The sequence below is a fragment of the Rhizobium sp. CC1099 genome (assembly GCF_029714385.1).
GTDB lineage: Bacteria > Pseudomonadota > Alphaproteobacteria > Rhizobiales > Rhizobiaceae > Rhizobium.
This window is the reverse complement of the sequence record NZ_CP121641.1, coordinates 3,812,803-3,838,182: the sequence shown is the minus strand read 5'-3', so window position 1 is coordinate 3,838,182 and position 25,380 is coordinate 3,812,803. Positions and strand designations below refer to the sequence as shown.

Below are 25,380 nucleotides of genomic sequence, written 5' to 3'. Positions count from 1 at the left end.
CCGTTTGCGCAGCGGCATAGCTCGTGCTAACGCGGCGCCATTATCCTATACGTCCCTTGCCGGATGTCTCCCGAAGCCCGAACGGAGAAGGTTCATGGCCGTCACTTCCAAGAAAATCCCCGCCCCTGATAAGGTCAACGTCAAAACCGCGCTGCTCTCCGTCTCCGATAAGGAGGGTATTGTCGAGCTTGCCCGCGCGCTTTCCGAAAAGGGCATCCGCCTGCTTTCGACAGGCGGAACGCACAAGGCCATCACAGCCGCGGGTTTGGCTGTCACCGACGTTTCCCAAGTCACCGGCTTTCCGGAAATCATGGACGGCCGTGTGAAGACGCTGCATCCGACGGTCCACGGCGGTCTCCTGGCAATCCGTGATGATAGCGCGCATCAGGAAGCCATGAAGGCGCATGGTATCGAAGGTATCGATCTTGCCGTCATTAACCTCTATCCATTCGAGGATGTGCGTGCCGCCGGTGGTGATTATCCCACGACGGTCGAGAATATCGATATCGGTGGTCCGGCAATGATCCGTGCCTCTGCCAAGAACCATGCTTACGTTACGATCCTCACCGATCCTGCAGATTACCCGGAACTGCTCGAACAGCTTTCGGCCGATGCAGGCCAGACGAGCTATGCGTTCCGCCAGCGTATGGCAGCCAAGGCGTATGCCCGCACCGCTGCCTATGACGCGATGATCTCCAACTGGTTCGCTGAAGCGCTTTCCATCGATACGCCGCGCCATCGGGTGATCGGCGGCGTTCTGAAGGACGAGATGCGCTACGGTGAAAATCCACATCAGAAGGCGGCTTTCTACGTTACCGGTGAAAAGCGACCGGGTGTTTCGACGGCGATGCTGCTGCAGGGCAAGCAGCTCTCCTATAACAACATCAACGACACCGATGCGGCCTACGAACTCGTCGCTGAATTCCTGCCTGAAAAGGCACCCGCCTGCGCCATCATCAAGCACGCCAATCCTTGCGGCGTTGCCACGGGGCCAAGCCTTGTCGAAGCCTACAAACGGGCGCTCGCCTGCGATTCCGTTTCTGCGTTCGGCGGCATCATTGCGTTCAACAGCACGCTCGATGCGGAGACCGCGGAAGAGATCATCAAGCTCTTCACCGAAGTGATCATCGCTCCGGATGTAACCGAAGAAGCCAAGGCGATCGTTGCGAGGAAGCCGAATCTGCGCCTGCTTTCTGCCGGCGATCTGCCCGATCCGCGTGCCGCTGGCCTGACGGCGAAAACAGTCTCCGGGGGCCTGCTGGTCCAAAGCCGTGACAACGGCATGATCGAGGATCTGGAGCTGAAGGTCGTGACCAAGCGCGCGCCGACACAACAAGAACTGGAAGACATGAAGTTTGCCTTCAAGGTCGGCAAGCACGTGAAATCGAATGCCGTGGTTTACGCCAAAGATGGCCAGACGGCCGGCATTGGCGCCGGCCAGATGAGCCGTGTCGATTCCGCCCGTATCGCTGCCCTGAAAGCCGAGGAAGCCGCCAAGGCACTGGGTTTGCCTGCTCCGATGACACGCGGTTCTGCGGTTGCTTCGGAAGCCTTCCTGCCGTTCGCCGATGGTCTCCTGTCGATGATTGCAGCGGGTGCGACGGCAGTCATCCAGCCGGGTGGTTCGATGCGCGACCAAGAGGTGATCGACGCTGCCAACGAGCACGACGTCGCGATGGTATTCACCGGCATGCGCCATTTCCGCCATTGAGCGGACAGAACCTTGGCGCCCAGCCGGGGTTCAATTCAGTCTTGCTGCCTGTCCGCCGGATAAGGGGTCGCGATCAGCAGGATCAGTCCGCCCGCGAGGAAAAGGATCAGCGTTGCCATGCCGAGACGCGCTGATCCGCTGGTATAGGTTATCAGCGAGAAGAAGAGCGTTGCCATGAAGCTCGTGGCGCGGCCGGATAGCGCATAGATGCCGAAATAGCGCCCTGCCTCCTGCGGGCTGACGCTGCGCGCTAGATAAGAGCGCGACGAAGCCTGGACGGGACCGAAGGCGAGGCCGATCAACAGCCCGTAAAGAATATAGGCTTTTTCCGCCGCCGTGCCGAAAAGCCCTCCGGCGTCCGCCGTTGACATCGGCAGCAGGCCGAAAAGCGTATAACCCGGCCCCGTCGAAATGATCCCGAGGGTGGCGAGCAAAAGCAGCGTCAGGCTGATCAGGATCGTTGCTTTTGATCCGATCCGGTGATCAACGCGTCCGGCGATGACGCAGCCGAAAATCGCGACGACATTGAGGATGATCCCATAAAGTCCGATTTCGATCGTCGCCCAGCCAAACATGCCGGCGGCGAAGGCGCCGCCTAGGATCAGCAACCCGTTGACCCCGTCTTGATAGATCATGCGGGCAATCAGGAATTTCAGGATGCCTCTTCGGATCTTCAACTCGCTGATTGTGTTTGCGACCTGCCTGAGGCCGGCATGGACGGCAGCAGCGAGCGGCAATCCCTTCGCCGCATCGGGTGTGAAGAGGAACATCGGAATGATGAAGATGAGATACCAGACCGCGGAAATCGGCCCTGTAATGCGCGCGTCCTCACCGGTATGAGGATCAAGCCCGAACAACGGGTCGAGCCCCAACAGCGTCTTTCCCGTTTCCAGGTTTCCCGCAAGCAGCGTCACAACAGTGACGAGCACGATCATGCCGCCGAGATAGCCAAGCCCCCAGGCCGTATTGGACAGCCGGCCGACCTCATCCTTGCCCACAAGGCGCGGCATCATGGAATCGTTGAAGACGATCGAGAATTCTGCGGCGATCGAGGCGAGGATCATCAAGATCACCGGATAGACAAGCGGCGAACCGGGCGCGGCAAACCAAAGGCCGAAGAGGCTGACAACCTTGATGATAGCGAAAAAGGCTATCCATGGTTTGCGGGCGCCGGACTGATCGGCGATGGAGCCGAGGATCGGAGAGAGCAGGGCTATGATCACCGAAGAGATCGTCGCGGTATTGCTCCACATCGCTTGTGCCGAAACCGGATCGTCCGTCAGGCGTGAGACGAAGTAGGGTCCGAAAATGAACGTGGTCACGACCGTGAAAAACGGTTGCGCGGCCCAATCGAAAAGCATCCAGCTCCAGATGCCCTTTTCCGACGCCTTCTGCGGCGCCGGCGTTCCTGTTCCGGTCCAGTCTATTCTACTCACGCCTACACTCCCGCATTCGCGGCGGACTGTGTCACCTCGCCCGGTCGCGCGCAAGATCGGTTAAAAGACCTGCGGCCACTGTGATTCGCGCAAGAGTTGGATCGCCGCTGTCGCTGAGGTTTGACAGCTCTTCGGCGATGCGGTTGATCCTGATGCGATCGACTCCGTGCCACGCCTGAACCGGCAGCTTTTCCTTGCCATGCTCTGACAGCGCCGAGATGACGATATCGCGGCGGGCACTGGCAATCTGGTCGATGCTGCGCGCCAAGGCCAGGCTTTCGTAGTGATCCGAGGTGAGAATGCGGGCGCCGGCTGCGAGCAGCCTTCCGACGCGGAAGGTCTGCGATACGGCAAAATAACTTTCCGCGGCACGTCCGAGCGCCTCGCCTGTGCGTTCGGCGATCTGCATGATCTCCGGCACCAGCACAAAGCCCGGCAGCCCGGCGATGACGGCGGCCAATCTTTCTGGCAGCCCGGCTTCGCGATACTCCATGGCACGCGCCTCGAACTCTGCGGGAGCCTGCGCGGCGAAGGAGGGCTTCAGTTTCTTCAACGCAGTCTGAAGCCGACTAATGGTTTCTGCTATGCCGCCTTTTGCCATGCCGGTCTTCAGGAGCAACCGAGTCAAGACTGTGAAGCTATGGCCGAGCTCTTCATAGACACGGTTCTGCATCTGTCCGGAAATATTGCCGTCCAGCGCATCGGTCTCGGTCCAAAGCCTGGTCAGGTCGAAGCCATCGCGGGCGATGATCGCGGCACGGACGACTTCCGGCGCTGACGCCGCTGTCGCATCCATCATGCTCACCACAAAGCCGGGGCCGCCGCGATTGATTGCCTCGTTGGCAAGCACCGTCGCGATGATTTCCCGTTTCAGCCGGTGAGTTGCGATGTCGGAGGTATTGGTTTTTTGCATCTTAGCCGGGAAGTAGTTTGAAAGGGTCGACGCAAAGTAAGGATCATCCGGAAGGTCGCTTGCCGCAACGGCATCGAAAAGCACGATCTTGGCGTAAGAGAGCAACACGCCGATTTCCGGCCGCGTGAGCGGCTTGCCGGCAGCATAGCGCTCGGCGAGCGTCGCCTCATCGGGAAGCGTTTCCACCTTCCGGTTGAGTTGCTTGGCCCCTTCCAGCACGCTCATGAAGCGTGCGAGCTCAAGGCCGTTAGCGGTCCCCTTGCGTTCGGTCAGCGAAATCGCCAGCGATTGCAGATAGTTGTTGCGCAGAACGAGTGCCGCGACTTCGTCCGTCATGGAGGACAGCAGTTGATCGCGTTTTGCCCGTGTGAGCCGCCCGTCATGCATCGCATTGGCGAGCGCGATCTTGATGTTCACCTCGACGTCCGAGGTGTTGACGCCGGCTGAATTGTCAATCGCATCGGAATTGCTCCGTCCGCCTTTCAGGCCATAAGTGATGCGACCCTTTTGCGTGACGCCGAGGTTGGCGCCCTCGCCGATCACCTTCGCCCGCACCTCATCAGCCGTGATGCGGATCGGATCGTTGGAACGATCGCCCACTTCCGTATCGGTTTCCGTCTGCGCCTTCACATAGGTGCCGATGCCGCCGAACCAGAGAAGATCTACCGGGCTCTTCAGGATTGCCGTGATGATCTCGAAGGGGGTTGCCACCGCTTTGTCGATGCCGATCGCGGCAACCGCTTCCGGGGTCAGTGTGACGGATTTCGCCGCGCGTGAAATGATCATCGCACCTTTCGAAAGAACCGACTTGTCGAAGTCCTGCCAACTTGAACGCGGCAGGTTAAAAAGTCGCTGCCGTTCGGCAAGCGTCTTTTCCATGTCCGGATCGGGATCGATGAAGATGTCACGGTGGTCGAAGGCGGAAACCAGCTTGATCTTCGGAGAAAGCAGCATGCCGTTGCCGAAAACGTCGCCGGACATGTCGCCGACACCGGCCACCGTAAACGGTGTCGTCTGGATGTCGATATCCATCTCGCGGAAATGACGCTTTACGGTTTCCCAGGCGCCACGCGCGGTGATGCCCATTTTCTTGTGGTCGTAGCCGGCCGAGCCGCCTGACGCGAAGGCGTCGTCGAGCCAGAAACCAGCTTCCTGCGCCAGTGCGTTGGCGGTGTCGGAGAAGGTTGCCGTTCCCTTATCGGCGGCGACGACGAAATAGGGATCGTCGCCATCGAGCCGTACTGTATCTTCCGGAGGCACGATATCGGTGCCTGAAATGTTGTCGGTGATCGAAAGCAGGGTGCGGATATAGGTCTTGTAGGCTTCGCGGCCGGCATTGAAGATCTCATCCCGGGTGCTGCCAGCGGGCAGTTTCTTGGGATAAAAGCCGCCCTTGGCGCCGACTGGAACGATAACGGCGTTCTTCACCTGCTGCGCCTTTACGAGGCCCAGGACTTCCGTGCGATAGTCCTCGGCGCGATCCGACCAGCGCAGGCCGCCGCGGGCAACCTTGCCGAAACGCAGGTGCACGCCCTCGACCTCGACGCCATAGACAAAGATTTCCCGGAAAGGCTTCGGCTCCGGCAGGCCATCGACGAGATTCGGATCGAGCTTGAAGGCAAGCATCGCCTTCGGCGAGCCATCGGCAGTACGCTGGAAGTAGTTGGTCCGCAGCGTCGCATCGACGACATTGATGTATCGGCGCAGGATGCGGTCATCGTCAAGGCTCGGCACATTGGCGAGCGCCGCCTCGATCGACCGATGCAGGTCGGCGAGCTTTTTCATGCGAGCCTTCTCGCTAAGCTGCGGATCGAGCGCCTCATAAAAGAGGCGGAAGATCGAAGCGGCAATCTCTGGGTATTTATCGAGGGTCGTTGCGATGTAATCCTGCGAATAGGCGATACCTGCCTGACGAAGATAACGCGCATAGGCCCGCAGGACATTCGTCTCGCGTGCGGAAAGCCCGGCTGAAAGGATCAGCCGGTTGAAACTGTCATTGTCGATCGTGCCGTCGAAAGCGGAAATGAAGGCCTCTTCCAGCGCGGCACCATGACGGCTGAGGTCAATTTCGGCGCCACTGCGGTCTTCAAGCTCCATATCGTGCAGTACGACGATGTTGACCGAGCCGTCTGCGGTTGGAACTTCGATGTCGAAGGTCCGCTCGCTCAGCACGTTGAAACCGAGATTTTCGAGAAGCGGCACGCGGCGTGAGAGCGGAAGCTGCTCGCGAGCATGGAAAATCTTGAGTGAGAAGACCCGGCCGCGTTCTGCATCATTGCGGTAATAGAACTCGATGCGTATCGGCTCGCCGGAGGCGCAATCGGTGATGTCCGGAAGATCGGCAACCGTTTCTTCAGCAGTGAAGGAATCCTGGAAGGCATTGCTGACGGCGATCTTCGGCGCCTTCGGCCCAGCCAGCGCTTCGAAGCGATCGTCCCAGCGGGCGGTGATGGCGCGGATCGCTTCCTCGAGCTTCGCTTGCGGGATGCGCGGCGTTTTGCCGCCGGATCGACCGATGATGAAGTGTACGCGCGCAACCCGCCCTTCCGGGAAGGCCGGATAATAGGCAGAGACCCGGCCGTCGTAGACGGTCTTCAGATAGGTGCCGATCTTTTCGCGAACGATGGAATCGTATTCCTCGCGTGGTACATAGACGATGACCGACACAAAACGGTCGAAATGATCGATGCGCGGCAGAACGCGGACGCGCGGCCGTTCGACCAGATCGTTGATCTGTTCGGCGAAATTCGCGAGCAGCGTCGTGTCGATCTGGAAAAGATCGTCGCGTGGATAAGATTCCAGCGTGTTGTACAACATTCGGCCGGAATGGCTCATGGGATCGAAGCCGAAATGATCTGTCACTTTGGCAACTTTGGAACGGATGAGCGGAATTTCCGAAGCCGAAGACGTATAGGCCGTAGAGGTAAAGAGGCCAACGATGCGCAGTTCACCGGTGACGTTGCCGTCCTTGTCGAATCGCTTGACGCCGACATAATCCATATAGGCGCGGCGGTGGACGACGGATTTCACATTCGCCTTGGTGACGATCAGGAAATCCGGACCATCGAGAAAGGCGAGGATTTCCGGCGTCGTCGTTACGGCATCCTTGCCGGTGCGCAGCACCAAGACATCCGGATCAGAAAGAATGCCGAGGCCAGCGCCCTTGTCACGCTCGACCTTCGCTTCGCTGCCCTTGCTGGAATAGACATATTCACGCATGCCAAGGAAGGTGAAGTTTTCATCGCGTAGCCAGGTGAGGAAAGCCAGTGCTTCGTCCCGATCGGCCTTTTTGCGGCTGGCGCCGTAGCTGCCCAATTCGGCAATCACGGTGTCGAGCTTGGAAAGCATGGGCTTCCAATCGGAAACAGCCTGGCGGACCTGCTCCAGCACGATCATGATGCGCTTGCGAAGGTCGCCGGATTGCGCCGTAGTCAACGGCGAAATGTGAATCTGGATATGGCTGACACGTTTTGCCGGATCGCTCGCCTCCTCGGCTGAATAAAGTACCGGCGTCTTGCCATGCTCCATCACTAGGATCGGATGCACCGCCATATAGAGATCGCGATAGGAGCTTGTGACCTCGCTCATAACCGACTCGTAAAGGAACGGCTTATTCTGATCGGTAACCGTCAGGACCGAGACCGCAACGCCATCGGGTTCGACATCAGCCAGCGTTTCGATCGTAACGCGCGGGACCTTGCCGTCCCAGCCAGCAAGCTCCTTAGCGGAATGAACGGCCGAAAGCGCCAGCATCTGCGGTGTGTAGCGATCGAGGTCGTCTCCACTCGCCCGGCCGAAGAGGATTTCCGGATCGAGATGCGGCTCTTTGGCTGCAGCAGCGATCTTCTTTGCGCTTTCGATCAGCTTTTCCCGTCGCGGATGGTTTTTGGCAGCCATTGAAGACATTCCCCCGATTTGTGTGATTTGGCGCAAGTTAGCAGAAGAATTATCGAAAAAACCCCTAAAAGAGGCTCCGCCTTGGCAGTTTTTGTGCGTTTTTGACCTTGTTTCAGTAAAATTTCAGAGGATTCTCCGATTATAGGAAAGCCTAGGCCGGTCTTGGATTTTTTCGGCTCGCCGAGATTTCCACGCATGGATGAAGAATGGTTGACAGCTGCGCGGCAAAAGGACGATCAACAGCGCATCGAATTCGGGGTTTAAAATTACTATGCCGGATAATAGTGCTGCAGGAACGGTGATCGTCATCTCCAGCCATGTCGTTCGCGGTTCGGTCGGCAATCGTGCCGCCGTCTTCGCGCTTGAGACGCTCGGCCATCAGGTCTGGGCACTGCCGACGATCATTCTGCCCTGGCATCCCGGTCATGGTCGTTCGACCCGGCTCACTTTTGCGGAGGCCGATTTCGATGCCGCCATCGATGATCTCATCCGTGCACCGTGGGTTGGAGAAGTGAAGGCGGTCTTGTCTGGTTATTTCGGAAACGCTGCCCAGGCTGGTTCTGTTGCCCGTCTGGTCGGTGCATTGCGTGAAAAGAACCCCGAGCTGCTTTATGTCTGCGATCCGGTGATGGGCGATCTGGGCGGCCTCTATGTGCCCGAAGCGACGGCGGAGGCGATCCGCGACCAGCTGATCCCGCTTGCGTCTTTGGCGACACCCAACCGCTATGAGCTGGCCTGGATGGTGGGCGCACCGTTGGAGGACAATACAGCTGTCATGGAGGCTGCTTTGTCACTCGGCCCTTCCCGCATGCTTGTCACCTCCGCTGTTCCGATGATGGCTGGCGGCACCGGAAATCTCTATCTTTCCGGTCGCCATGCTCTGCTTGCCGAGCATCGTGTCGTCGACAATCCGCCGAACGGACTGGGCGACCTGCTGGCGGCCGTCTTCCTCTCGCGGCTTCTTTCCGGGATGGACGACGAAAAGGCGCTGCAGCTTGCAACAGCCAGCGTCTATGAAGTGCTGGTGCGTGCGGTCAAACGCGGCAGCGATGAGCTTACGCTCGCAAGCGATGCAACAAGCCTGTCGACACCGATGGCCATGGTGCAGATGCGCCGCCTCATGCATCCCGCCCAACGGAAGAAGAGTTAGCGGCGCCCGTTTGCGCATTTCGCATGCGCAGCAGTTGATCTTGCGGCGTCTGCGCGCTAATCGACAGTCATGCAGTGTTTTCCAACTTCACTTCTGGACGGCTATCGCAACTTCATGAACGGGCGTTACGCCGACGCCCGCGACCGCTATAAGATGCTGGCTGAAAACGGTCAGAGTCCGAATACGCTGGTTATTGCCTGTTCGGACTCGCGCGCAGCACCGGAACTTATCTTCGACGCCGGCCCCGGTGAGCTTTTCGTCATCCGCAACGTCGCCAACATGGTGCCGCCTTACGAGCCGGATGGCCATTTTCACTCGACATCTGCCGCTTTGGAATTCGCCGTACAGGTCTTGAAGGTTTCCGACATCGTCGTCATGGGCCATGGCCGCTGCGGCGGTATTCGCGCAGCGCTTGATCCCAATTCCGAACCGCTGTCGCCTGGTGATTTCATTGGTCGCTGGATGTCGCTCGTCCGCCCCGCTGCCGAGCAGATCCAAAGCAATGACGTGATGACTGCCGCTGAGCGCCAGACGGCGCTCGAGCGCGTCTCGATCCGCAACTCGCTCAATAACCTCAGAAGTTTTCCGGATATCAAGGCGCTTGAAGAGGCAGGGAAGATCGCCCTGCATGGGGCCTGGTTCGATATCTCGACCGGTGAACTTTGGGTGATGGATGCGGAAACGCGCGATTTTATCCGCCCGGAATTATAACCTTCGCGGGCGGGAAGCTCACTGGCCGTCGATCTGCTGGCCGATATAAGCGATTGCCTGTTGGTAGACCGTTGCGGCGTTCCAGCCTGCGATTGCTGCAAAGTTCGCTTCGCCTGGCTGATAGCCCGCGCCGGGCTGCCAGCCGTGGCCTCTGAGGAAGTTTGCCGTCGAAGCCAGGGCATCAGCGCGCGAGCCAACCATGTCGACGCGGCCGTTGCCGTCGCCGTCGGCTCCGAAACGGACCACATTGCGCGGCAGGAACTGCGTCTGGCCGATTTCGCCATGCGCCGCGCCGCGAGCCTGCGGGTTCAGATAGCCTTCGGAAACAAGTTGCAGGGCGGCGTAAAGCTGATCGGTGAAATAATCCGAGCGGCGGCAGTCGTAAGCGAGCGTCGAAACGGCAGACAGGGTATGCTGATTGCCCATGTAACTGCCGAAGCCGGTCTCCATTCCCCAGATCGCGATCAGCGGACCGGCCGGAACGCCGTAGCGGCCCTCGATCGAGGCAAAGAGTCCTTGATTGGCGCGTTTCATGCTTCTGCCGCGGGAGATGATCGTTGCGCCGCCCCGCTTCTTCATGAATGCGTCGAAGGATAGCTTGAAGCTCTTTTGGCCACGGTCGGCTGCGATTGTCGATTTATTATAGCTTACATTGGCGAAGGCCCGGTTCAGCACCGATGGGCTGACGCCACTGGCGGCTGCTTCCTGCTTGAAGCCGGCAACCCAGGCTTGGAAACCCGCGCTGTTGTTGCCGCACTGGGCAGCCTTTGCTGCTGCCGGAAGAGCTTGGAGTACGCTCGCCGCTGCGACGACCGCCACAAAGAATTTTGTCATGCTCATCAGAAACCCCGATCTCCATCTGCACAAGCTTGGCGCCGCGCAAGAATGCCAGCAGCAGATAATTTTGTCACGATCACCTTTCGGTGGGCCCTTGCAACCTGATGGCCGTCGGCCAGTTTTCGTAGGAAGCCCCGCATAATCAGGCGATATGCGGGGCTGATAGTAAATTATGGTTAATTTTTGGTATCAGGCGGCCTTCTTGCGTGGCTTGATGAGGCCGCGGTTGACGAGAAGCTCGGCAATCTGGATTGCATTCAGAGCAGCGCCCTTGCGTAGGTTGTCTGAGACCACCCATATGTTGAGGCCATTCTCGACGGTCGCATCTTCGCGGATGCGCGAAATATAGGTCGCGTCTTCGCCGGCAGATTCGTAAGGCGTGATATAGCCGCCGTTTTCGTGCTTATCGATAACGAGGCAGCCTGGAGCGTCACGCAGGATCTCGCGCGCCTGATCGGCGGTGATCTCGTTTTCGAACTCGATATTGACCGATTCCGAATGGCCGATGAAAACCGGAACGCGTACTGCCGTGCACGTGACCTTGATTTTCGGGTCGAGCATCTTCTTGGTCTCGGCTAGAACCTTCCATTCTTCCTTGGTGTAGCCATCCTCCATGAAGACGTCGATATGGGGAATGACATTGAAGGCGATGCGCTTCGTGAACTTCTTGTTCTCGATCGGATCGGCAACGAAGACGGCGCGTGTCTGGTTGAAGAGCTCGTCCATGCCGTCCTTGCCTGCGCCGGAAACCGATTGGTAGGTCGAGACGACAACGCGCTTGATCTTGGCGAAGTCGTGCAGGGGCTTCAAAGCCACCACGAGCTGTGCGGTCGAGCAATTCGGGTTGGCTATGATGTTGCGCTTGGTGAACTGCGTTACGGCATCCGGGTTCACTTCCGGAACGATCAGCGGCACGTCGGCGTCGTAGCGCCAGGCCGATGAGTTGTCGATCACGACGCATCCCTGCTGGCCGATCTTCGGCGAGAACTTCTTGGACACCTCGCCACCAGCAGACATCAGGCAGATGTCGGTGTCGGAGAAATCGTAGTTCTCCAGATTGGAAACCTTCAGTGTCCGGTCACCGTAGGAAACTTCCGTACCCTGCGAACGCGCGGAGGCGAGCGCCACGACTTCGTCGGCGGGGAAGCCGCGCTCCGAGAGGATGTTGAGCATTTCCCGGCCCACATTTCCGGTCGCTCCCGCAACTGCAACTTTGAAACCCATTTCAAGCTCTCTTTCTCTTCTCTCCTCTTGTCCGGTGAGGGGGAAGGCGCGAAACGATCGCGGCTTCCTGTCCCCAGCCGGGCCGGGGAGAGAGCGGCAGGCCAGAGACGTCAGACGGTTTTCGTCGTCGTTTTGGCCTTGGTTTTGGAAGAAACCGGAACAGCAATATCCATCCCGGCACCTGGTGCCAGATCATTGCGTGCAGCAATGGCGTGTTCGTCGCGAACCATGGATATTCCTTTCCGCCGTTGCTCATAAAAGGTTTTCCACAGGAGTCAAGGTTTTTGCAACCTTGCTCCCTGTCGAGCACTTGGGCAGTGGTTGCGGCCCAAATCGGAAGAACCCTTGCCTGCGACAATCTGTGCAAAGGCATTAGACTAAAGTCATAATCCCAAAGCCGCTCTCTTTCTCCGAATCCTTTTCTGTCACACTCTCGTCAGGCGAGTTGCGTCCAAGGGTGCTTTGAGGAGAGCTTGGGGCGCGTCTCGTTGCTTATCACTCTGTGGAGGACAGACAATGGCAAATGTCGCAAGCGTCGGAGACGCGAGAGTCGGCCCGATGACAGGCGAGGAGAAGAAGGTCATCTTCGCCTCGTCGCTCGGGACTGTTTTCGAATGGTATGACTTCTATCTTTACGGTTCACTCGCCACCTATATCGGCGCTACCTTTTTCAGCCAGTATCCGGAAACGACGCGAAACATCTTCGCGCTGCTCGCCTTTGCAGCGGGTTTCCTGGTGCGCCCGTTCGGCGCATTGGTCTTCGGCCGCCTCGGCGATCTGGTCGGCCGCAAATATACCTTCCTGATCACGATTTTGATCATGGGTCTTTCGACCTTCCTCGTCGGTATCCTTCCAGGGGCGGCGTCAATCGGTATTGCAGCTCCGATCATCCTGGTCGGTCTCCGCCTGCTGCAGGGCTTGGCGCTCGGCGGTGAATACGGTGGTGCAGCGACCTATGTGGCCGAACATGCGCCGCATGGCCGGCGCGGCTTCTTCACGTCATGGATCCAGACGACGGCAACACTCGGCCTGTTCCTTTCGCTGCTGATCATTCTCTTCGTCCAGTCCATGCTCGGCGCCGCCGATTTCGCCGCCTGGGGCTGGCGTATTCCGTTCCTCGTCTCGGTCGTCCTGCTCGGCGTTTCCGTCTGGATCCGTCTGAAGATGAACGAGTCACCGGCTTTCCAGAAGATGAAGGCCGAGGGCAAGGGTTCGAAGGCGCCGCTGACGGAAGCCTTCGGCCAGTGGCGCAACGCTAAGGTGGCGCTGCTTGCGCTCTTTGGCGCCGTCATGGGGCAGGCCGTCGTCTGGTATTGCGGTCAGTTCTACGCGCTGTTCTTCCTGCAGAACATCCTGAAAGTCGACGCGCAGTCGACCAACCTGATGGTCGCTGCATCGTTGTTGCTCGGCACCGGCTTCTTCGTTTTCTTCGGCTGGCTTTCCGACAAGATCGGTCGCAAGCCGATCATCATGGCCGGCCTCCTGCTCGCCATGGTGACTTACTTCCCGCTGTTCAAGGCTCTGACCAATTTCGCCAATCCGGCGCTTGCAGAGGCGCAGGCCACGATCCGCGCAACGGTCACTGCGGCACCGGGCGATTGCAAGTTCCAGTTCAACCCGACCGGTACCGCGAAGTTTACCACCTCGTGCGATATCGCCACTTCGTTCCTGACGAAGAATTCTGTGCCCTATGATGTCGTCAGCGGCGCCGCCGGTTCAGCCGCCACGGTTAAAATCGCCGACGACACGATTACCAGCTATGATGCAGCTGCCGCTGGCGACAAGGCGAAAGCCATGAACGGCGCTTTCGAAAAGGGCATCAACATCGCGCTTCGCGATGCTGGCTACCCCCTGGTTCGCGGTGCGGCCAAGGTTCCGGAATCCAAGCTCGATGCCTTTATCGCCGCCAATCCGGAGCTGGCTCTCAATGCTGATGCGCTTCGTGCAGGTCAGAAGGAGACCGTCCCGGCCTCCAAGCTCGTGACCGACAAGCTGCTGACAGCCGACGAGGCCAAGGGCGTCACCGACATGGCCGTCTACACGATCGCCAACGGTGGTACTTTCACCATGGTTGCCGATCCGGCAAGGCTCAACTGGGTGGGCGTCGTCGCTGTCCTGACGGTCCTTGTCATCTACGTGACGATGGTCTACGGGCCGATCGCTGCCCTTTTGGTCGAGCTCTTCCCGACCCGTATCCGCTATACCGGCATGTCGCTGCCCTATCACATCGGCAACGGCTGGTTCGGTGGTCTGCTTCCGGCAACCGCCTTCGCGATGAGCGCCTTCAAGGGCGACATCTATTACGGTCTCTGGTACCCGATCATCTTTGCGGGCATCACCCTGGTCATCGGCATGATTTTCCTGCCCGAAACCAAGGACCGCGATATCCGCACGATGGACTGAGGCAAACCATCAGAATTGAGAAACGGGACCCGGCGCCTCCAACGGCGCCGGGTTTTTTGTAGCCGCAGAAGCCCTTTCGGCGTCGGCCATCCGTCAGGACCCGGGTTGAAAAGCAGCCCGTAGCGCGAATAGACGATCGCCGTCATCCGTGGCTGCATCGAAAAATCATCCGTTCGAAAAGTGTTTTAGGAACAGCACCACGGCAGCAGACGGTAACGACAGTTTTTCGAGCAGAGCTCAAATAAGCCTGCTGAGCCGTGGCACAGGCCAGCCTTCGCGACTGACAGCAAAGACCAGACCGAAGCGGGCAAAAAGGATTGAGACGGCAAATGCGAGCCAGGCACCAAGTGCCAGTCCTGCTACGACATCGCTCGGATAGTGGACGCCGATGATGATGCGGGTTGCACCGAGCCAGAGCCCGATACCGATGAAAATGAGCCTGACGTGCGGAAAAAGGAGGATGAGTGCCACAAAGAGCGCGCCGATATTGGCCGAATGACCTGATGGGAAGCTCTGATGCAGGAAATCCATGTTCAGGGGCGAGAAACTGAAAATGCCCTCCTGCTCATAGATGAGCGGACGCGCCCGCCCGATCAGGAATTTCAAGGCGTTGGCACAGACACTGGCAAGGATGACGGAGAGCCCGACATAGGCCGTCATCTGGACGAAATAGGCCATGCGGAATTGACGGCGGACCTTCCAAAGCCGCCGGCGAACGGCGTAACCGGTGGCAAGAAGGGTGCAAAGCCCCGCAAGGATCCAAGCAAGGCGGCCGATATCCGTTACGTCGCCGGCGATCGATACCAAGGGAGGCGAGAGGCTTTTGGCTGCCTGTCCGAGCGGCCTGTCGAAGACAAAAAAGGCAATGACGACCACATTGATCGCGGAAAGCGTGAACGCCTTCCAGGGAACTCTGCGATGGATCGTGCGTCGGGCGTCGTAGCGCTTGCCCAGATAGGATCGGCAGCCTGGTTTGTGATCGGCGGTATTGCTCATTCCATTCCTTCGTCGTTTTGCCCTTCGTCGTTTTGCAGGACATAGGAACCGGGGCTGATACCTTCAATAAAAAGCCCTCCGTACCGATAGATACGAAGGGCGGAGAAGCGTTTCACGTGAAATATCAGGCAGAAAGCGTCTTGAACTCGGCAAGGATCGCCTGGCCCATTTCGACAGTTCCAACCTTCTTGGCGCCTTCGGCCATGATGTCGGCCGTGCGGATACCCTTGTCGAGAACGTTGGCGATCGCCTTCTCAAGATTGTCGGCTTCCTTCACGAGGTTGAAGGAATAACGCAGGCACATGGCGAAGGAGGCGATCATCGCAATCGGGTTGGCGATGCCCTTGCCGGCGATGTCGGGAGCGGAGCCGTGGACCGGTTCGTAGAGCGCCTTGCGTTTGCCTGTCTTGCCATCCGGCGCACCGAGAGAAGCAGATGGCAGCATGCCAAGCGAGCCGGTCAGCATCGCCGCGACGTCGGAAAGCATGTCGCCGAAGAGGTTGTCGGTGACGATGACATCGAACTGTTTGGGCTGACGTACCAGCTGCATGCCGCCGGCATCGGCCAGCATATGCTCCAGCTGGACGTCGGAATATTTTGCCTTGTGCGTCTCGGTCACGACCTGGTTCCAGAGCACGCCGGACTTCATGACGTTGCGCTTTTCCATGGAGCAGACACGGTTTTGACGGGTTCGGGCCATTTCGAAGGCGACGCCGGCGATGCGTTCGATTTCGTAAGTGTCGTAGACCTGCGTATCGATGCCGCGTTTCTGGCCGTTGCCAAGATCGATAATCTCCTTCGGCTCGCCGAAATAGACGCCGCCCGTCAGTTCGCGGATGATGAGAATGTCGAGACCTTCGACAAGTTCCGGCTTCAGGGAGGAGGCGGAGGCAAGCGCCGGATAGCAGATTGCCGGGCGCAGGTTTGCGAAGAGTTCCAGGTCCTTGCGCAGGCGCAGAAGGCCCGCTTCCGGGCGCACGTCATAAGGCACGCTGTCCCATTTCGGACCGCCGACTGCACCAAAGAGAACGGCATCTGCCGCCAGCGCCTTTTTCATGTCGTCTTCGGAGATGGCCGCGCCATGCGCATCGTAGGCACTGCCGCCGACAAGGCCTTCATCGATGACGAAGCCGGCGTTCATCGCCTCGTTCATGTAAGCAATGATCTTGCGGACCTCGTCCATTGCCTCGGGACCGATGCCGTCGCCCGGCAGCAGGAAAAGATTGCGCGCTGTCATGAAACCCTCCGCGGAAAAACAAGCTGCGGCTTCTTAGACCCCGCCGGACGCCATTTCAAGGAACAGAACGGCTGAATCGGTACGGTTTGCTGCCTCACGATGGCGATGTGCATCCCGGCTTGGAAGCAAAGAAAAAGCCGGGTGGAAGCCCGGCTTGATCGCATGCCGTGTTTGGGCGATTAAGCTGCCCAGGGACGCGATGCGGCGTTTGACTTTTCGAACTTGTCGATCGCAGAGGCCTTTTCCAGCGTCAGGCCGATATCGTCGAGACCGTTCAGCAGGCAGTGGCGCTTGAATTCGTCGAGGTCAAACTTGATCGAACCACCGTCCGGGCCGGTGATTTCCAGGTTTTCGAGATCAACCGTCAGGATGGCGTTGGAACCGCGCGAAGCGTCGTCCATCAGTTTGTCGAGGTCTTCCTGGCTGACCCTGATCGGGAGAATGCCGTTCTTGAAACAGTTGTTGTAGAAGATGTCCGCGAAGCTTGTGGAGATGACGCAGCGGATGCCGAAATCGAGAAGCGCCCACGGGGCATGCTCGCGCGAGGAACCGCAGCCGAAATTATCGCCGGCAACGAGAATCTTGGCATTCTGATATGCCGGTTTGTTGAGCACGAAATCCGGGTTCGACGTGCCGTCTTCGTTGTAGCGGGCTTCCGCGAAGAGGCCTTTGCCGAGGCCGGTGCGCTTGATGGTCTTCAGGTAATCCTTGGGAATGATCATGTCCGTGTCGATATTGACGACCGGGAGGGGTGCTGCAACGCCCGTGAGCTTCACGAACTTTTCCATGGAAACCTGCCTTTGTATGCCGTTTTTCAACGATTGCTCCGGCAATAGAGCAAAACGCCGTAAAAATGAAGGAGAATCTTGGGACGCGCTTAGAGATCGATGATCGTGCCGCGGCCGTCGTTCCAGATGCGCATTTCGCGCTTTGGCTCAGCCTTGGCGCGGACGGGCGCCGGCTTCATCTTCATCGAAAGCGCGCGGCCGGCCATGAGCACGGTCAGGATACCGCCAACGGCGAGCGTCACCGAAAAGGTGAGAGCAGCGAGCGCCACGAATACAGTGATCCCTGCCAGCATGAGGAAGATGGAGCGTATATTCTGCATGAGTTTAGACCTTTCTTCGAAAGGAATGTGGTCCTTGTTTTTTATTTCTGCAAGTCAAGCATGGCTTTTTGTTGTCTTGTCAGTCTTCACAAAGCTTGGCACACATTCGTGATGAGCCAGAACTCGCCCATCCGTTCCTTCAGTTTGCACCGCTCTGTGCTGAGCGTTCCCGCGATCAATCTCCGCGCTCTCGAAAAGACCCATGCGCTCGGTTGCGATGCCGTCATTTTCGATCTCGAAGATTCCGTGGCGCTGGAGAAGAAGGAGCAGGCGCGCGAAAACCTGAAAACCTTCTTTTCGGGCAAGCCACTTGCGAACAAGGAAAAGATCATCCGCATCAATGCGCTTTCGTCGGGTTTCGGCCATGCCGATATGGAGCTCGTACAGGCGCTGCGGCCGGATGCGGTGCTTTTGCCGAAGGTGGACGAACCGCAGGATGTCACGGCCGTGAGCGACCTTCTTGCTGATGCGGATGCGCCAGAGACCTTGCGTATCTGGGCGATGATCGAGACGCCGCGCGGTATCCTGAACGCGGCGGCAATCGCAGAGGCTGGCCGCACCCTGGGCTCGAGACTCGATTGCTTCGTCGTCGGGCTGAACGATCTGCGCAAGGAGACCGGCGTTCTGCCTCAACCGGGCCGAACCTATCTCGTTCCGTGGCTGATGCAGGTCATCCTCGCCGTGCGCGCCTATGGTCTCGATGCGATCGATAGCGTTTTCAACGATTTTAAGGAAACAGATGCCTTCGAAGCCGAATGCGCGCATGCCCGGGCCATGGGCTACGACGGCAAAATGCTGATCCATCCGATGCAGATCGAGGCTGCCAACCGGCACTTCGCTCCCGATGAGGCTGCCATCCGGGAGGCGGAAGAAATCATCGCCGCTTTCGCCGATCCTTCGGCCGAAGGTCTCAACGTCATCACTTTGAACGGCCGGATGATCGAGCGCCTGCATCTTGTCCAGGCGGAAAGCCTGGTCCATAAAGCCCGCCTGATTGCCGAACGCCAGACTATTGAACGAAAGCCTTTATCATGAAGCTCTATCGCCTTCTGACCGGCCAGGACGACGCCGCGTTCTGCCATCGCGTAACCGATGCGCTCAACAAGGGCTGGTCGCTTCACGGTGCACCGTCGCTGACCTACAATATTCAGACCGGCCAGGTGATTGCCGGTCAGGCGATCGTCAAAGAGGTCGAAGGCAAGGATTATCATCCGGAGATGAAGCTCTCCGAGCAATAGCTCAGCGCTCGACGGCCTCCTCGACGCTCGCTTCGATCCGCTCCATGTCGTCATCGCTCAGGCCGAAATGGTGACCGATCTCATGGATGAGGACGTGGGTGATGATGTCTCCGAGCGTTTCATCGTTTTCCGCCCAATAATCCAAAATGGGACGCCGGTAGAGGCGGATGCGATTGGGCATCTCGCCGGTCTCGACCGTGAAGCGCTCGGAAATACCCCGGCCTTCGAAAAGGCCAAGCAGGTCGAACGGCGTTTCCAGCGCCATATCCTCGAAAACATCGTCGTCGGGAAAATCTTCGATTTCGATCGTGAGATTGTCGGTGAGCGAGCGAAATTCATCCGGCAAGTGGCTATAGGCCTCCATCGCCAGGGACTCGAATGTGCTGAGCGTTGGGGCATGGCGGTCCCGCCAATCCTCGCTCTGGTCTATGCGGGCCATGAAAATTCCCTTCCTTTGGCGCCCATATAGAACCTTTGCGGTGGATTTTCGAGTGTGGAATCAAAGGCAGGAATAAATTCATAAGAATTGGTTGTTGACTCTTTTAGAAAGCTCTGGAATCCATAAGAACATAACAGGAACAATCTGACTTTGGAGTGAACGTCATGGCGCAGACGGCCGTGGCGCGCGAGCAGCTTTTTGCGCTCCGCGAAACCATTGCGAAACTCGAAGGCAAACCGGCACCGGCGCTTGCGGCGGCGGCACAAGAAGCTTTTGCGGCTGGTGATGAAACCTATTCGAGACCTGCAAAAACGCCGCTGCGTCTGTCCTTTGACATTCCAATTCTCGATGAAGCGCTCGAAGGCGGTCTACCGCTTAACGGCATTACCGAAGTCCGGTCTCTGATGCTGCGGGATGCAGCTGGCGCCAGCGGTTTCGTGCTGGCGCTTGCGGCCTGGCAGCAGCGGCAGGAGGCGGCGGATGGCATGCCGGTTTTTTGGATTGGTGACAGAGTATGCACAATGGAAGCAGGGCATCCCTATGCTGTTGGCCTCAAGAATTTCGGATTGGAGCCGGAACGCTTTCTCATGGCCTCGCCACACAAGCTGGAAGAGGCGCTGTGGCTTGCCGAAACGGCTGTCGAAAGCGGCGTCTTCCCAGCCACGATCCTGGAGGTGCGCGGCAATCCGGCCCAATTCGGTCTTACAGAAAGCCGGCGATTGAGCATGCGGGCAAGGGCTTCCGGCCGCCCGCTTTTTCTGTTGCGGCAGGGCGGCGAGGAGGAGGCGAGCAGCGCCTTTTTCCGATTCCGTGCCGAACCTGCGCCAGCCAGCGCACGGCCTCTGCCGGATGGTTCGATGCTAGAGGGCGGCATCGGCAATCCGGTTTTTCGTCTCATCCTGGAGAAGAGCCGCAACGCGGCTCCCCTCTCCTTTCTTCTGGAGTGGAACCCTCATGACCGCCGGTTTTTCCCCGTTAGCCAACCAGAGCGCACTCGTTCTCCAGGCGAGCAATCAGCGCATTCTGTCGCTCAGCTTTCCCCATCTTCCAACCGACAGGATCGCCCGCAAGAGGTGGGGTCTGTCCTGGCGTTCGGCCGGACGCCCTGATGCGCCGCCGATCGTCTGTTCTGGACGGCTCAACAATGCCATGCGCCTAACGGCGCTCGATGAGGTGGCGGAACGGATTAAACTGAAGAAAAACCAGGGAGTAGCAGAAGCGCGTGCCATATACCCGCTTCTGGATGTCATCGAGGAAGATCTGGCGGCCGATCGTCGGCTTCTCGAGGGCATCGCTGATTGGTGCGACCGTTATACGCCGCTGGTGGCATTCGGCGGCAAGGACGGGCTGTTTCTGGATATTACCGGCTGCGCCCATCTCTTTGGCGGCGAAAGGGCCATGCTCAAGGATATCCTTTCCCGGCTCTTCCATATGGGGTTCGATGTCCGCGGCGCGATCTCTTCGTCGCCGGGCCTTTCCTGGGCCGTTTCCCGCTTCGGGGATGGTGGCGTCATCGAAACCGATCAAATGGAACATGTGCTGGCACCACTGCCGGTCGCAGCCCTTCGGCTGGAGGAAGGGACCGTCGAGGCGCTGAAGAAGCTCGGCCTCAAATATATCGTCGACCTCCTGTCTGCCCCACGCGCACCGTTGGCCCGCCGTTTCGGCGCGCAACTCCTGCTCAGGCTCGACCAGGCGCTTGGAGTGGAAGAGGAGCCGGTTTCCCCGCGGCGGCCCGTTGCCAGTCTTTCCGCCGAACGACGCCTCATCGAGCCGATCGGTACGGAAGAAGATATCCTCGCCGTCACCGGCCAGATCGCCCAATCACTGAAAGCCTCGCTTGAGGCACGCGGCGCCGGCGGCCGTGTATTCGAACTCGTGCTTTTTCGCGTCGACGGCAGGGTCTTCAGGATTCCCGTCGGCGCCTCACAGCCTCTCAGGGATCCGAAGCATATCGCTTCGCTTTTCTGCGAGCGTCTGCAGGCAATCCACGACGATCTCGATGCCGGCTACGGCTTTGAAATCCTGCGGCTGAATGTGCTGCGCCATGATCCCTTCAATGCGACGCAGGGGGATTTCGAAGGAGGCCGACAGAAAGAGACATCGCTTGCGGCGTTCATCGACAAAATCGCAGCCCGCCTCGGCGCGGATTGCCTGCAGAGATTTCAACTGCGCGAGAGCCATGTGCCGGAGCGGGCGGCAATTGCAATTCCCGCCATGGAAGGCGTTCAGGCACGCCGCAAGGCGGAGGAAGGAAATCCTTTTCCTTCCAGAAGTGAGCGTCCCCTGCGGCTTTTTGCCAGGCCGGAGCAAGTGGAGGCCCTGCTTGCCGAAGTGCCCGACGGTCCGCCGCAAGTCTTCCGCTGGCGGCGCATGCAGCATCGCGTGGCAAGAAGCGAGGGACCTGAACGGCTTGCCATGGAATGGTGGATCGATGGCGCGGATGCCGAGGCACGCGATTATTTCCGAATAGAGGATGATGCCGGTCACCGCTTCTGGATCTATCGCGAAGGTTTTTACGGGCATGAACTCCCTCCTCGCTGGTTCATGCATGGGCTCTTTGCATGAGCACGACGCCCGCATTTTTCGAGATTGGTGCGAGAACGAACTTCTCGTTTCTTGAAGGAGCCTCCAGTCCCGAGGAGATGGTGGTGCAGGCAGCTTGCCTGAAGCTCGGCGGAATCGGGATTGCTGACAAGAATTCGGTTGCCGGGGTCGTGCGGGCGCATGCGCAGGCGGAGGAGATCAGGAAAAAATTCGAGAGGAAGGAAGCCGGCCTTCTGGAAGAGGACGAGAAGAAGCAGATCATTCCCGATCCAATCCACATCCAGCCCGGTGCGCGTCTCGTCTTTTCGGATGGAACTCCGGATGTTCTTGCCTATCCACAAAACAGGCGAGGGTGGGCGCATCTTTGCCGTCTTCTGAGCGCCGGGAATCTAAAACCGGAGGCGGAGAAAGGCTCCTGCATTCTCACCGAGGCGGAGATCATGGAATGGGGAGACGAGATGATGCTCGCCCTTGTTCCTGACCGGCTCGTTGTGAATGATGCCGTTGGCCAGCAAGCATTTGAGAATTGCCTGCAGCGTTTTCGAAAACGCTTTCGGAAGACATTTCATATGGCGATGGCGCCGGCTTATGACGGCCGCGACAAACAGGTTTTTGCAATCCTTTCCATGCTTGCCGCCCGCAACCGCATTCCGCTGATCGTGGCCAATCAGCCTCTTTATCATCATCCTGACCGGCGGCCTCTCTCCGATATCGTGATTGCGATCCGCAAGCATGTTCCGATTGCCGAAGCCGGTTTCCTTCTGGCGCCGAATGCAGAGCGCTATCTCAAGGGAACGCGGGAAATGGTGCGTCTTTTCAAGGATTATCCCGACGCGATCGACAATACACGTGCATTCTTCTCCAGCTTGACCTTTTCGCTCAAGGAGCTCGAGCACAATTATCCGCCTGAAAACGATCCTGGCGAAACGCCGTATGAAACGCTCGAACGGTTGACCTGGGCCGGAGCTGCAAAGCGCTACCACCCGCAGCGCGTTCCGCAGAAAATCGTGACACAGATCGATTACGAACTGGATCTCATCAGGCAGAAAAACTACGCTTCCTATTTCCTGACAGTTTATAAGATCATTCAACACGCCCGCTATAAGCTCGGGGTTCTGTGCCAGGGCCGCGGATCGGCTGCGAATTCGGTCATCTGCTATTGCCTTGAAATAACGGAAGTCGATCCGAACAAGGCCACTTTGCTTTTCGATCGGTTCATCTCGATGGACCGGGATGAACCGCCGGATATCGATGTCGATTTCGAGCACGACAGGCGCGAAGAAGTCATCCAGCACATCTATAAAAGATACGGTATAGAGCATGCCGGGCTGACAGCGGGGGTGACCACCTATCGCACCCGCTCTGCTGGCCGCGAAGTCGCCAAGGCCTTCGGGCTTTCGGAAGATGTCCAATCGGCAATCAGCAGCCTCGTCTGGGGCTGGTCGGAAGACAATCTGTCGGAGCGCGATGCAAAGGCGGCCGGTCTCGACATTGGCGATCCGGTGACGAAGAACGTCCTCAGATATGCGTCCGAGCTTCTCGGCTTTCCGCGCCACCTCACCCAGCATGTCGGCGGATTTGTCATCACCCGGGACCGGCTCGACGAAGTCGTGCCCATCATGAAGACGGCGATGCCGGACCGCTACATGATCGAGTGGGACAAGGACGATCTCGACAATGTCAAGATTCTCAAGGTCGATGTTCTGGCGCTTGGGATGCTGACCTGTCTTCGCAAGGCTTTCGAACTTCTTCAGCTGCACTACGATGTGAAGAAAACGCTCGCCGATCTCGGCAACAAGGAGCATGGGGAAGAGGGCAAACCGGTTTACGCGATGATGTGCCGGGCCGATACGCTGGGCGTCTTCCAGATCGAAAGCCGGGCGCAGATGAGCATGCTGCCGCGACTGAAGCCGAGGGAATTCTACGATCTCGTCATCGAGGTGGCAATCGTCCGGCCGGGACCGATACAGGGCGACATGGTGCACCCCTACCTCAAGAGACGGGAGCAGAAAACACCCATCGAATATCCCAGCAAGGAATTGAAGGCGGTGCTGGAAAGAACCCTCGGCGTTCCCCTGTTTCAGGAACAGGCAATGCAGATTGCGATTACCGCCGCAGGCTTCAAGCCGGCGGAAGCCGATCGGCTTCGACGGGCAATGGCGACGTTCAAGAGAACCGGCACGATCGGCAATTTCGAGAAGCGATTCATCGAGGGAATGGTTTCGAGAAACTATTCGTCTGAATTTGCGCGGCAGTGTTTCAATCAAATCAAAGGCTTCGGCGAATATGGCTTTCCGGAAAGCCATGCGGCCTCCTTCGCGTTGCTCGTCTATGCTTCATCTTGGATCAAGGCCTACTATCCTGATGTCTTCTGTGCGGCGATGCTGAACTCGCAGCCGATGGGGTTTTATGCGCCGGCGCAATTGGTCCGGGATGCCAGGGAGCACGGCGTGGAAATTCGTGCGGTGGATATCAATCGTTCGGATTGGGATTGCCTCCTGGAGGATGCGCGTTTCGACAAGTCAAAGATCGACTTCCGGCACAGGGACATGCACAAGATCATCCGGACGAAGAGGGCGGTTCGCCTCGGTTTCCGGCAGGTGAAGGGCCTTTCCGGCGACATGATGAAGGCGAAATTGATCGCAAATCGAGGTGCCGGCTATAGATCGATCCGCGATCTATGGCTGCGCTCGGGCCTTGAAAAATCGGATATCGAACGGCTGGCAGATGCAGATGCGTTCGGTTCCATCGGCTTGTCGCGGCGAGAGGCGCTCTGGGCGGCGCGGGCGCTTGATGTGAAAAGTGCCGCAGAGAGGCTGCCTTTGTTCGATCGGGTGTCGCATGTCGATCTCCAAGTCGAACCGAGGGTGACACTGCCCGAAATGCTGCCGGGCGAACAGGTGGTCGAGGATTATCGCTATCTCTCGCTGTCACTGAAAGCGCACCCTATCTCCTTCCTGCGAGATGATTTCCAAAGAGCAGGGATTTCGCGCAATGTCGATCTTCTGGCCGTGCCGAACGGAAAGAGGGTGACGATTGCAGGGCTGGTGCTGGTCCGCCAGCGCCCGGGCTCGGCCAAGGGCGTGATCTTCATGACGCTTGAGGATGAAACGGGTGTTGCCAATGCCATCGTTTGGAAAAAGACTTTCGAGAAATACCGCTCGGTTGTCATGGGGGCGCGGCTCGTGAAAATCCATGGCAAATTGCAAAGTCAGAGCGGCGTCATTCACACTGTGGTCGAGCATATCGAAGATATGACGCCCGCTCTCGGCCTTCTGCAGAAGGAGGCGCAGCGCTTTGGTCTTTGCGAACGCGCCGACGAGGCTATGCGGCCGGCAGTCGATGCCCGCGCAAAGAAGATGGCGCGTATCCTCGAAAAGGAAGCAGTCGAAAGGCGAGTGATATCAACAAGCAGTGAGACGAATGCTGGGGAGACCGCAAAGGTTATGCCGAAAGGGCGCAACTTTCACTGATGGGTTAGCGATAGATGATGTTGCCAATGTCAGCGTGCCCAGCCATCTTTTCGGCGGTGG

General features: G+C 58.4%; 18 protein-coding genes and 1 pseudogene. 9 read left to right on the top strand and 10 right to left on the bottom strand.

Annotated features, from left to right (window positions below; all coding sequences use genetic code 11):
* Window positions 1-94: 94 nt before the first annotated feature.
* The gene (gene purH, locus QA644_RS19085) at window positions 95-1,711 is read left to right on the top strand and encodes a bifunctional phosphoribosylaminoimidazolecarboxamide formyltransferase/IMP cyclohydrolase (RefSeq protein ID WP_283070053.1); all 1,617 of its coding nucleotides are present in this window, start codon (window positions 95-97) and stop codon (window positions 1,709-1,711) included.
* 35 nt (window positions 1,712-1,746) lie between these two features.
* On the opposite strand, the gene QA644_RS19080 is transcribed toward purH, so the two are convergent.
* Both QA644_RS19080 and QA644_RS19075 read right to left on the bottom strand, forming a co-directional pair.
* Window positions 1,747-3,147 carry an MFS transporter gene (locus QA644_RS19080; protein WP_283070052.1) on the bottom strand — a complete coding sequence of 467 codons (1,401 nt, stop codon included), beginning with the start codon at window positions 3,145-3,147 and terminating at the stop codon, window positions 1,747-1,749.
* A gap of 31 nt (window positions 3,148-3,178) precedes the next feature.
* Window positions 3,179-7,957 carry an NAD-glutamate dehydrogenase gene (locus QA644_RS19075; RefSeq protein WP_283070050.1) on the bottom strand — a complete coding sequence of 1,593 codons (4,779 nt, stop codon included), beginning with the start codon at window positions 7,955-7,957 and terminating at the stop codon, window positions 3,179-3,181.
* A 271-nt stretch (window positions 7,958-8,228) separates the two neighbouring features.
* Here QA644_RS19075 and pdxY point away from each other — a divergent pair, with 271 nt between their 5' ends.
* Together pdxY and QA644_RS19065 are read left to right on the top strand one after the other, a co-directional pair.
* The gene (pdxY, locus tag QA644_RS19070) at window positions 8,229-9,107 is read left to right on the top strand and encodes a pyridoxal kinase PdxY (RefSeq protein WP_074070081.1); all 879 of its coding nucleotides are present in this window, start codon (window positions 8,229-8,231) and stop codon (window positions 9,105-9,107) included.
* A 69-nt stretch (window positions 9,108-9,176) separates the two neighbouring features.
* Window positions 9,177-9,818 (top strand): carbonic anhydrase, encoded by a 642-nt coding sequence (locus QA644_RS19065; protein WP_283070049.1) that lies wholly within the window; start codon window positions 9,177-9,179, stop codon window positions 9,816-9,818.
* Window positions 9,819-9,836: 18 nt separating this feature from the next.
* On the opposite strand, the gene QA644_RS19060 is transcribed toward QA644_RS19065, so the two are convergent.
* The 3 genes and pseudogenes from QA644_RS19060 to QA644_RS19050 all read right to left on the bottom strand — a co-directional run bounded on the left by QA644_RS19060 (window position 9,837) and on the right by QA644_RS19050 (window position 12,189).
* Window positions 9,837-10,658, bottom strand: coding sequence for a lytic murein transglycosylase (locus tag QA644_RS19060; protein WP_074070079.1), 822 nt, complete (start codon window positions 10,656-10,658; stop codon window positions 9,837-9,839).
* A 186-nt stretch (window positions 10,659-10,844) separates the two neighbouring features.
* Window positions 10,845-11,879: an aspartate-semialdehyde dehydrogenase gene (locus tag QA644_RS19055; RefSeq protein ID WP_022717572.1), complete on the bottom strand. Its 1,035-nt coding sequence runs from the start codon at window positions 11,877-11,879 to the stop codon at window positions 10,845-10,847.
* A 110-nt stretch (window positions 11,880-11,989) separates the two neighbouring features.
* A pseudogene (locus QA644_RS19050) lies at window positions 11,990-12,189 on the bottom strand (hypothetical protein).
* Window positions 12,190-12,395: 206 nt separating this feature from the next.
* Here QA644_RS19050 and QA644_RS19045 point away from each other — a divergent pair.
* Complete coding sequence (locus QA644_RS19045) at window positions 12,396-14,282, top strand: MFS transporter (RefSeq protein WP_283070047.1); 1,887 nt, start codon at window positions 12,396-12,398, stop codon at window positions 14,280-14,282.
* A 237-nt stretch (window positions 14,283-14,519) separates the two neighbouring features.
* Here the strand turns inward: QA644_RS19045 and QA644_RS19040 are convergent, their stop codons facing one another.
* The 4 genes from QA644_RS19040 to QA644_RS19025 form a co-directional block, all read right to left on the bottom strand.
* The gene (locus QA644_RS19040) at window positions 14,520-15,278 is read right to left on the bottom strand and encodes a phosphatase PAP2 family protein (RefSeq protein ID WP_283070045.1); all 759 of its coding nucleotides are present in this window, start codon (window positions 15,276-15,278) and stop codon (window positions 14,520-14,522) included.
* Window positions 15,279-15,402: 124 nt separating this feature from the next.
* On the bottom strand, window positions 15,403-16,515 hold the full coding sequence (gene leuB / locus QA644_RS19035) for a 3-isopropylmalate dehydrogenase (RefSeq protein ID WP_194728492.1): 1,113 nt from the start codon (window positions 16,513-16,515) through the stop codon (window positions 15,403-15,405).
* A gap of 179 nt (window positions 16,516-16,694) precedes the next feature.
* Window positions 16,695-17,303, bottom strand: coding sequence for a 3-isopropylmalate dehydratase small subunit (gene leuD, locus QA644_RS19030; RefSeq protein ID WP_194728491.1), 609 nt, complete (start codon window positions 17,301-17,303; stop codon window positions 16,695-16,697).
* A gap of 89 nt (window positions 17,304-17,392) precedes the next feature.
* The gene (locus QA644_RS19025) at window positions 17,393-17,623 is read right to left on the bottom strand and encodes a hypothetical protein (protein ID WP_022717567.1); all 231 of its coding nucleotides are present in this window, start codon (window positions 17,621-17,623) and stop codon (window positions 17,393-17,395) included.
* A gap of 111 nt (window positions 17,624-17,734) precedes the next feature.
* Between QA644_RS19025 and QA644_RS19020 the strand changes: the two genes are divergently transcribed.
* A complete protein-coding gene (locus QA644_RS19020) occupies window positions 17,735-18,658 on the top strand; it encodes a CoA ester lyase (protein ID WP_283070043.1) in 924 nt (307 codons plus the stop codon).
* On the top strand, window positions 18,655-18,861 hold the full coding sequence (locus tag QA644_RS19015) for a DUF1737 domain-containing protein (protein WP_022717565.1): 207 nt from the start codon (window positions 18,655-18,657) through the stop codon (window positions 18,859-18,861). Before QA644_RS19020 ends, QA644_RS19015 begins: the two co-directional genes overlap by 4 nt.
* Before the next feature lies 1 nt (window position 18,862).
* Here the strand turns inward: QA644_RS19015 and QA644_RS19010 are convergent, their stop codons facing one another.
* Window positions 18,863-19,300: a metallopeptidase family protein gene (locus tag QA644_RS19010; RefSeq protein WP_022717564.1), complete on the bottom strand. Its 438-nt coding sequence runs from the start codon at window positions 19,298-19,300 to the stop codon at window positions 18,863-18,865.
* 164 nt (window positions 19,301-19,464) lie between these two features.
* On the opposite strand from QA644_RS19010, the gene QA644_RS19005 reads away from it, so the two are divergent.
* Genes QA644_RS19005 through QA644_RS18995 form a run of 3 tightly spaced genes read left to right on the top strand, consistent with a single transcriptional unit; the run spans window position 19,465 to window position 25,320 of the window.
* Window positions 19,465-20,409 carry a hypothetical protein gene (locus QA644_RS19005; RefSeq protein ID WP_283070039.1) on the top strand — a complete coding sequence of 315 codons (945 nt, stop codon included), beginning with the start codon at window positions 19,465-19,467 and terminating at the stop codon, window positions 20,407-20,409.
* 40 nt (window positions 20,410-20,449) lie between these two features.
* A complete protein-coding gene (locus QA644_RS19000; protein ID WP_283072415.1) occupies window positions 20,450-21,868 on the top strand; it encodes a DNA polymerase Y family protein in 1,419 nt (472 codons plus the stop codon).
* Window positions 21,865-25,320, top strand: a complete 3,456-nt coding sequence (locus tag QA644_RS18995) for an error-prone DNA polymerase (RefSeq protein WP_283070037.1) — start codon at window positions 21,865-21,867, stop codon at window positions 25,318-25,320. The genes QA644_RS19000 and QA644_RS18995 overlap by 4 nt, the downstream gene beginning before the upstream one ends.
* Window positions 25,321-25,380 lie beyond the last annotated feature (60 nt).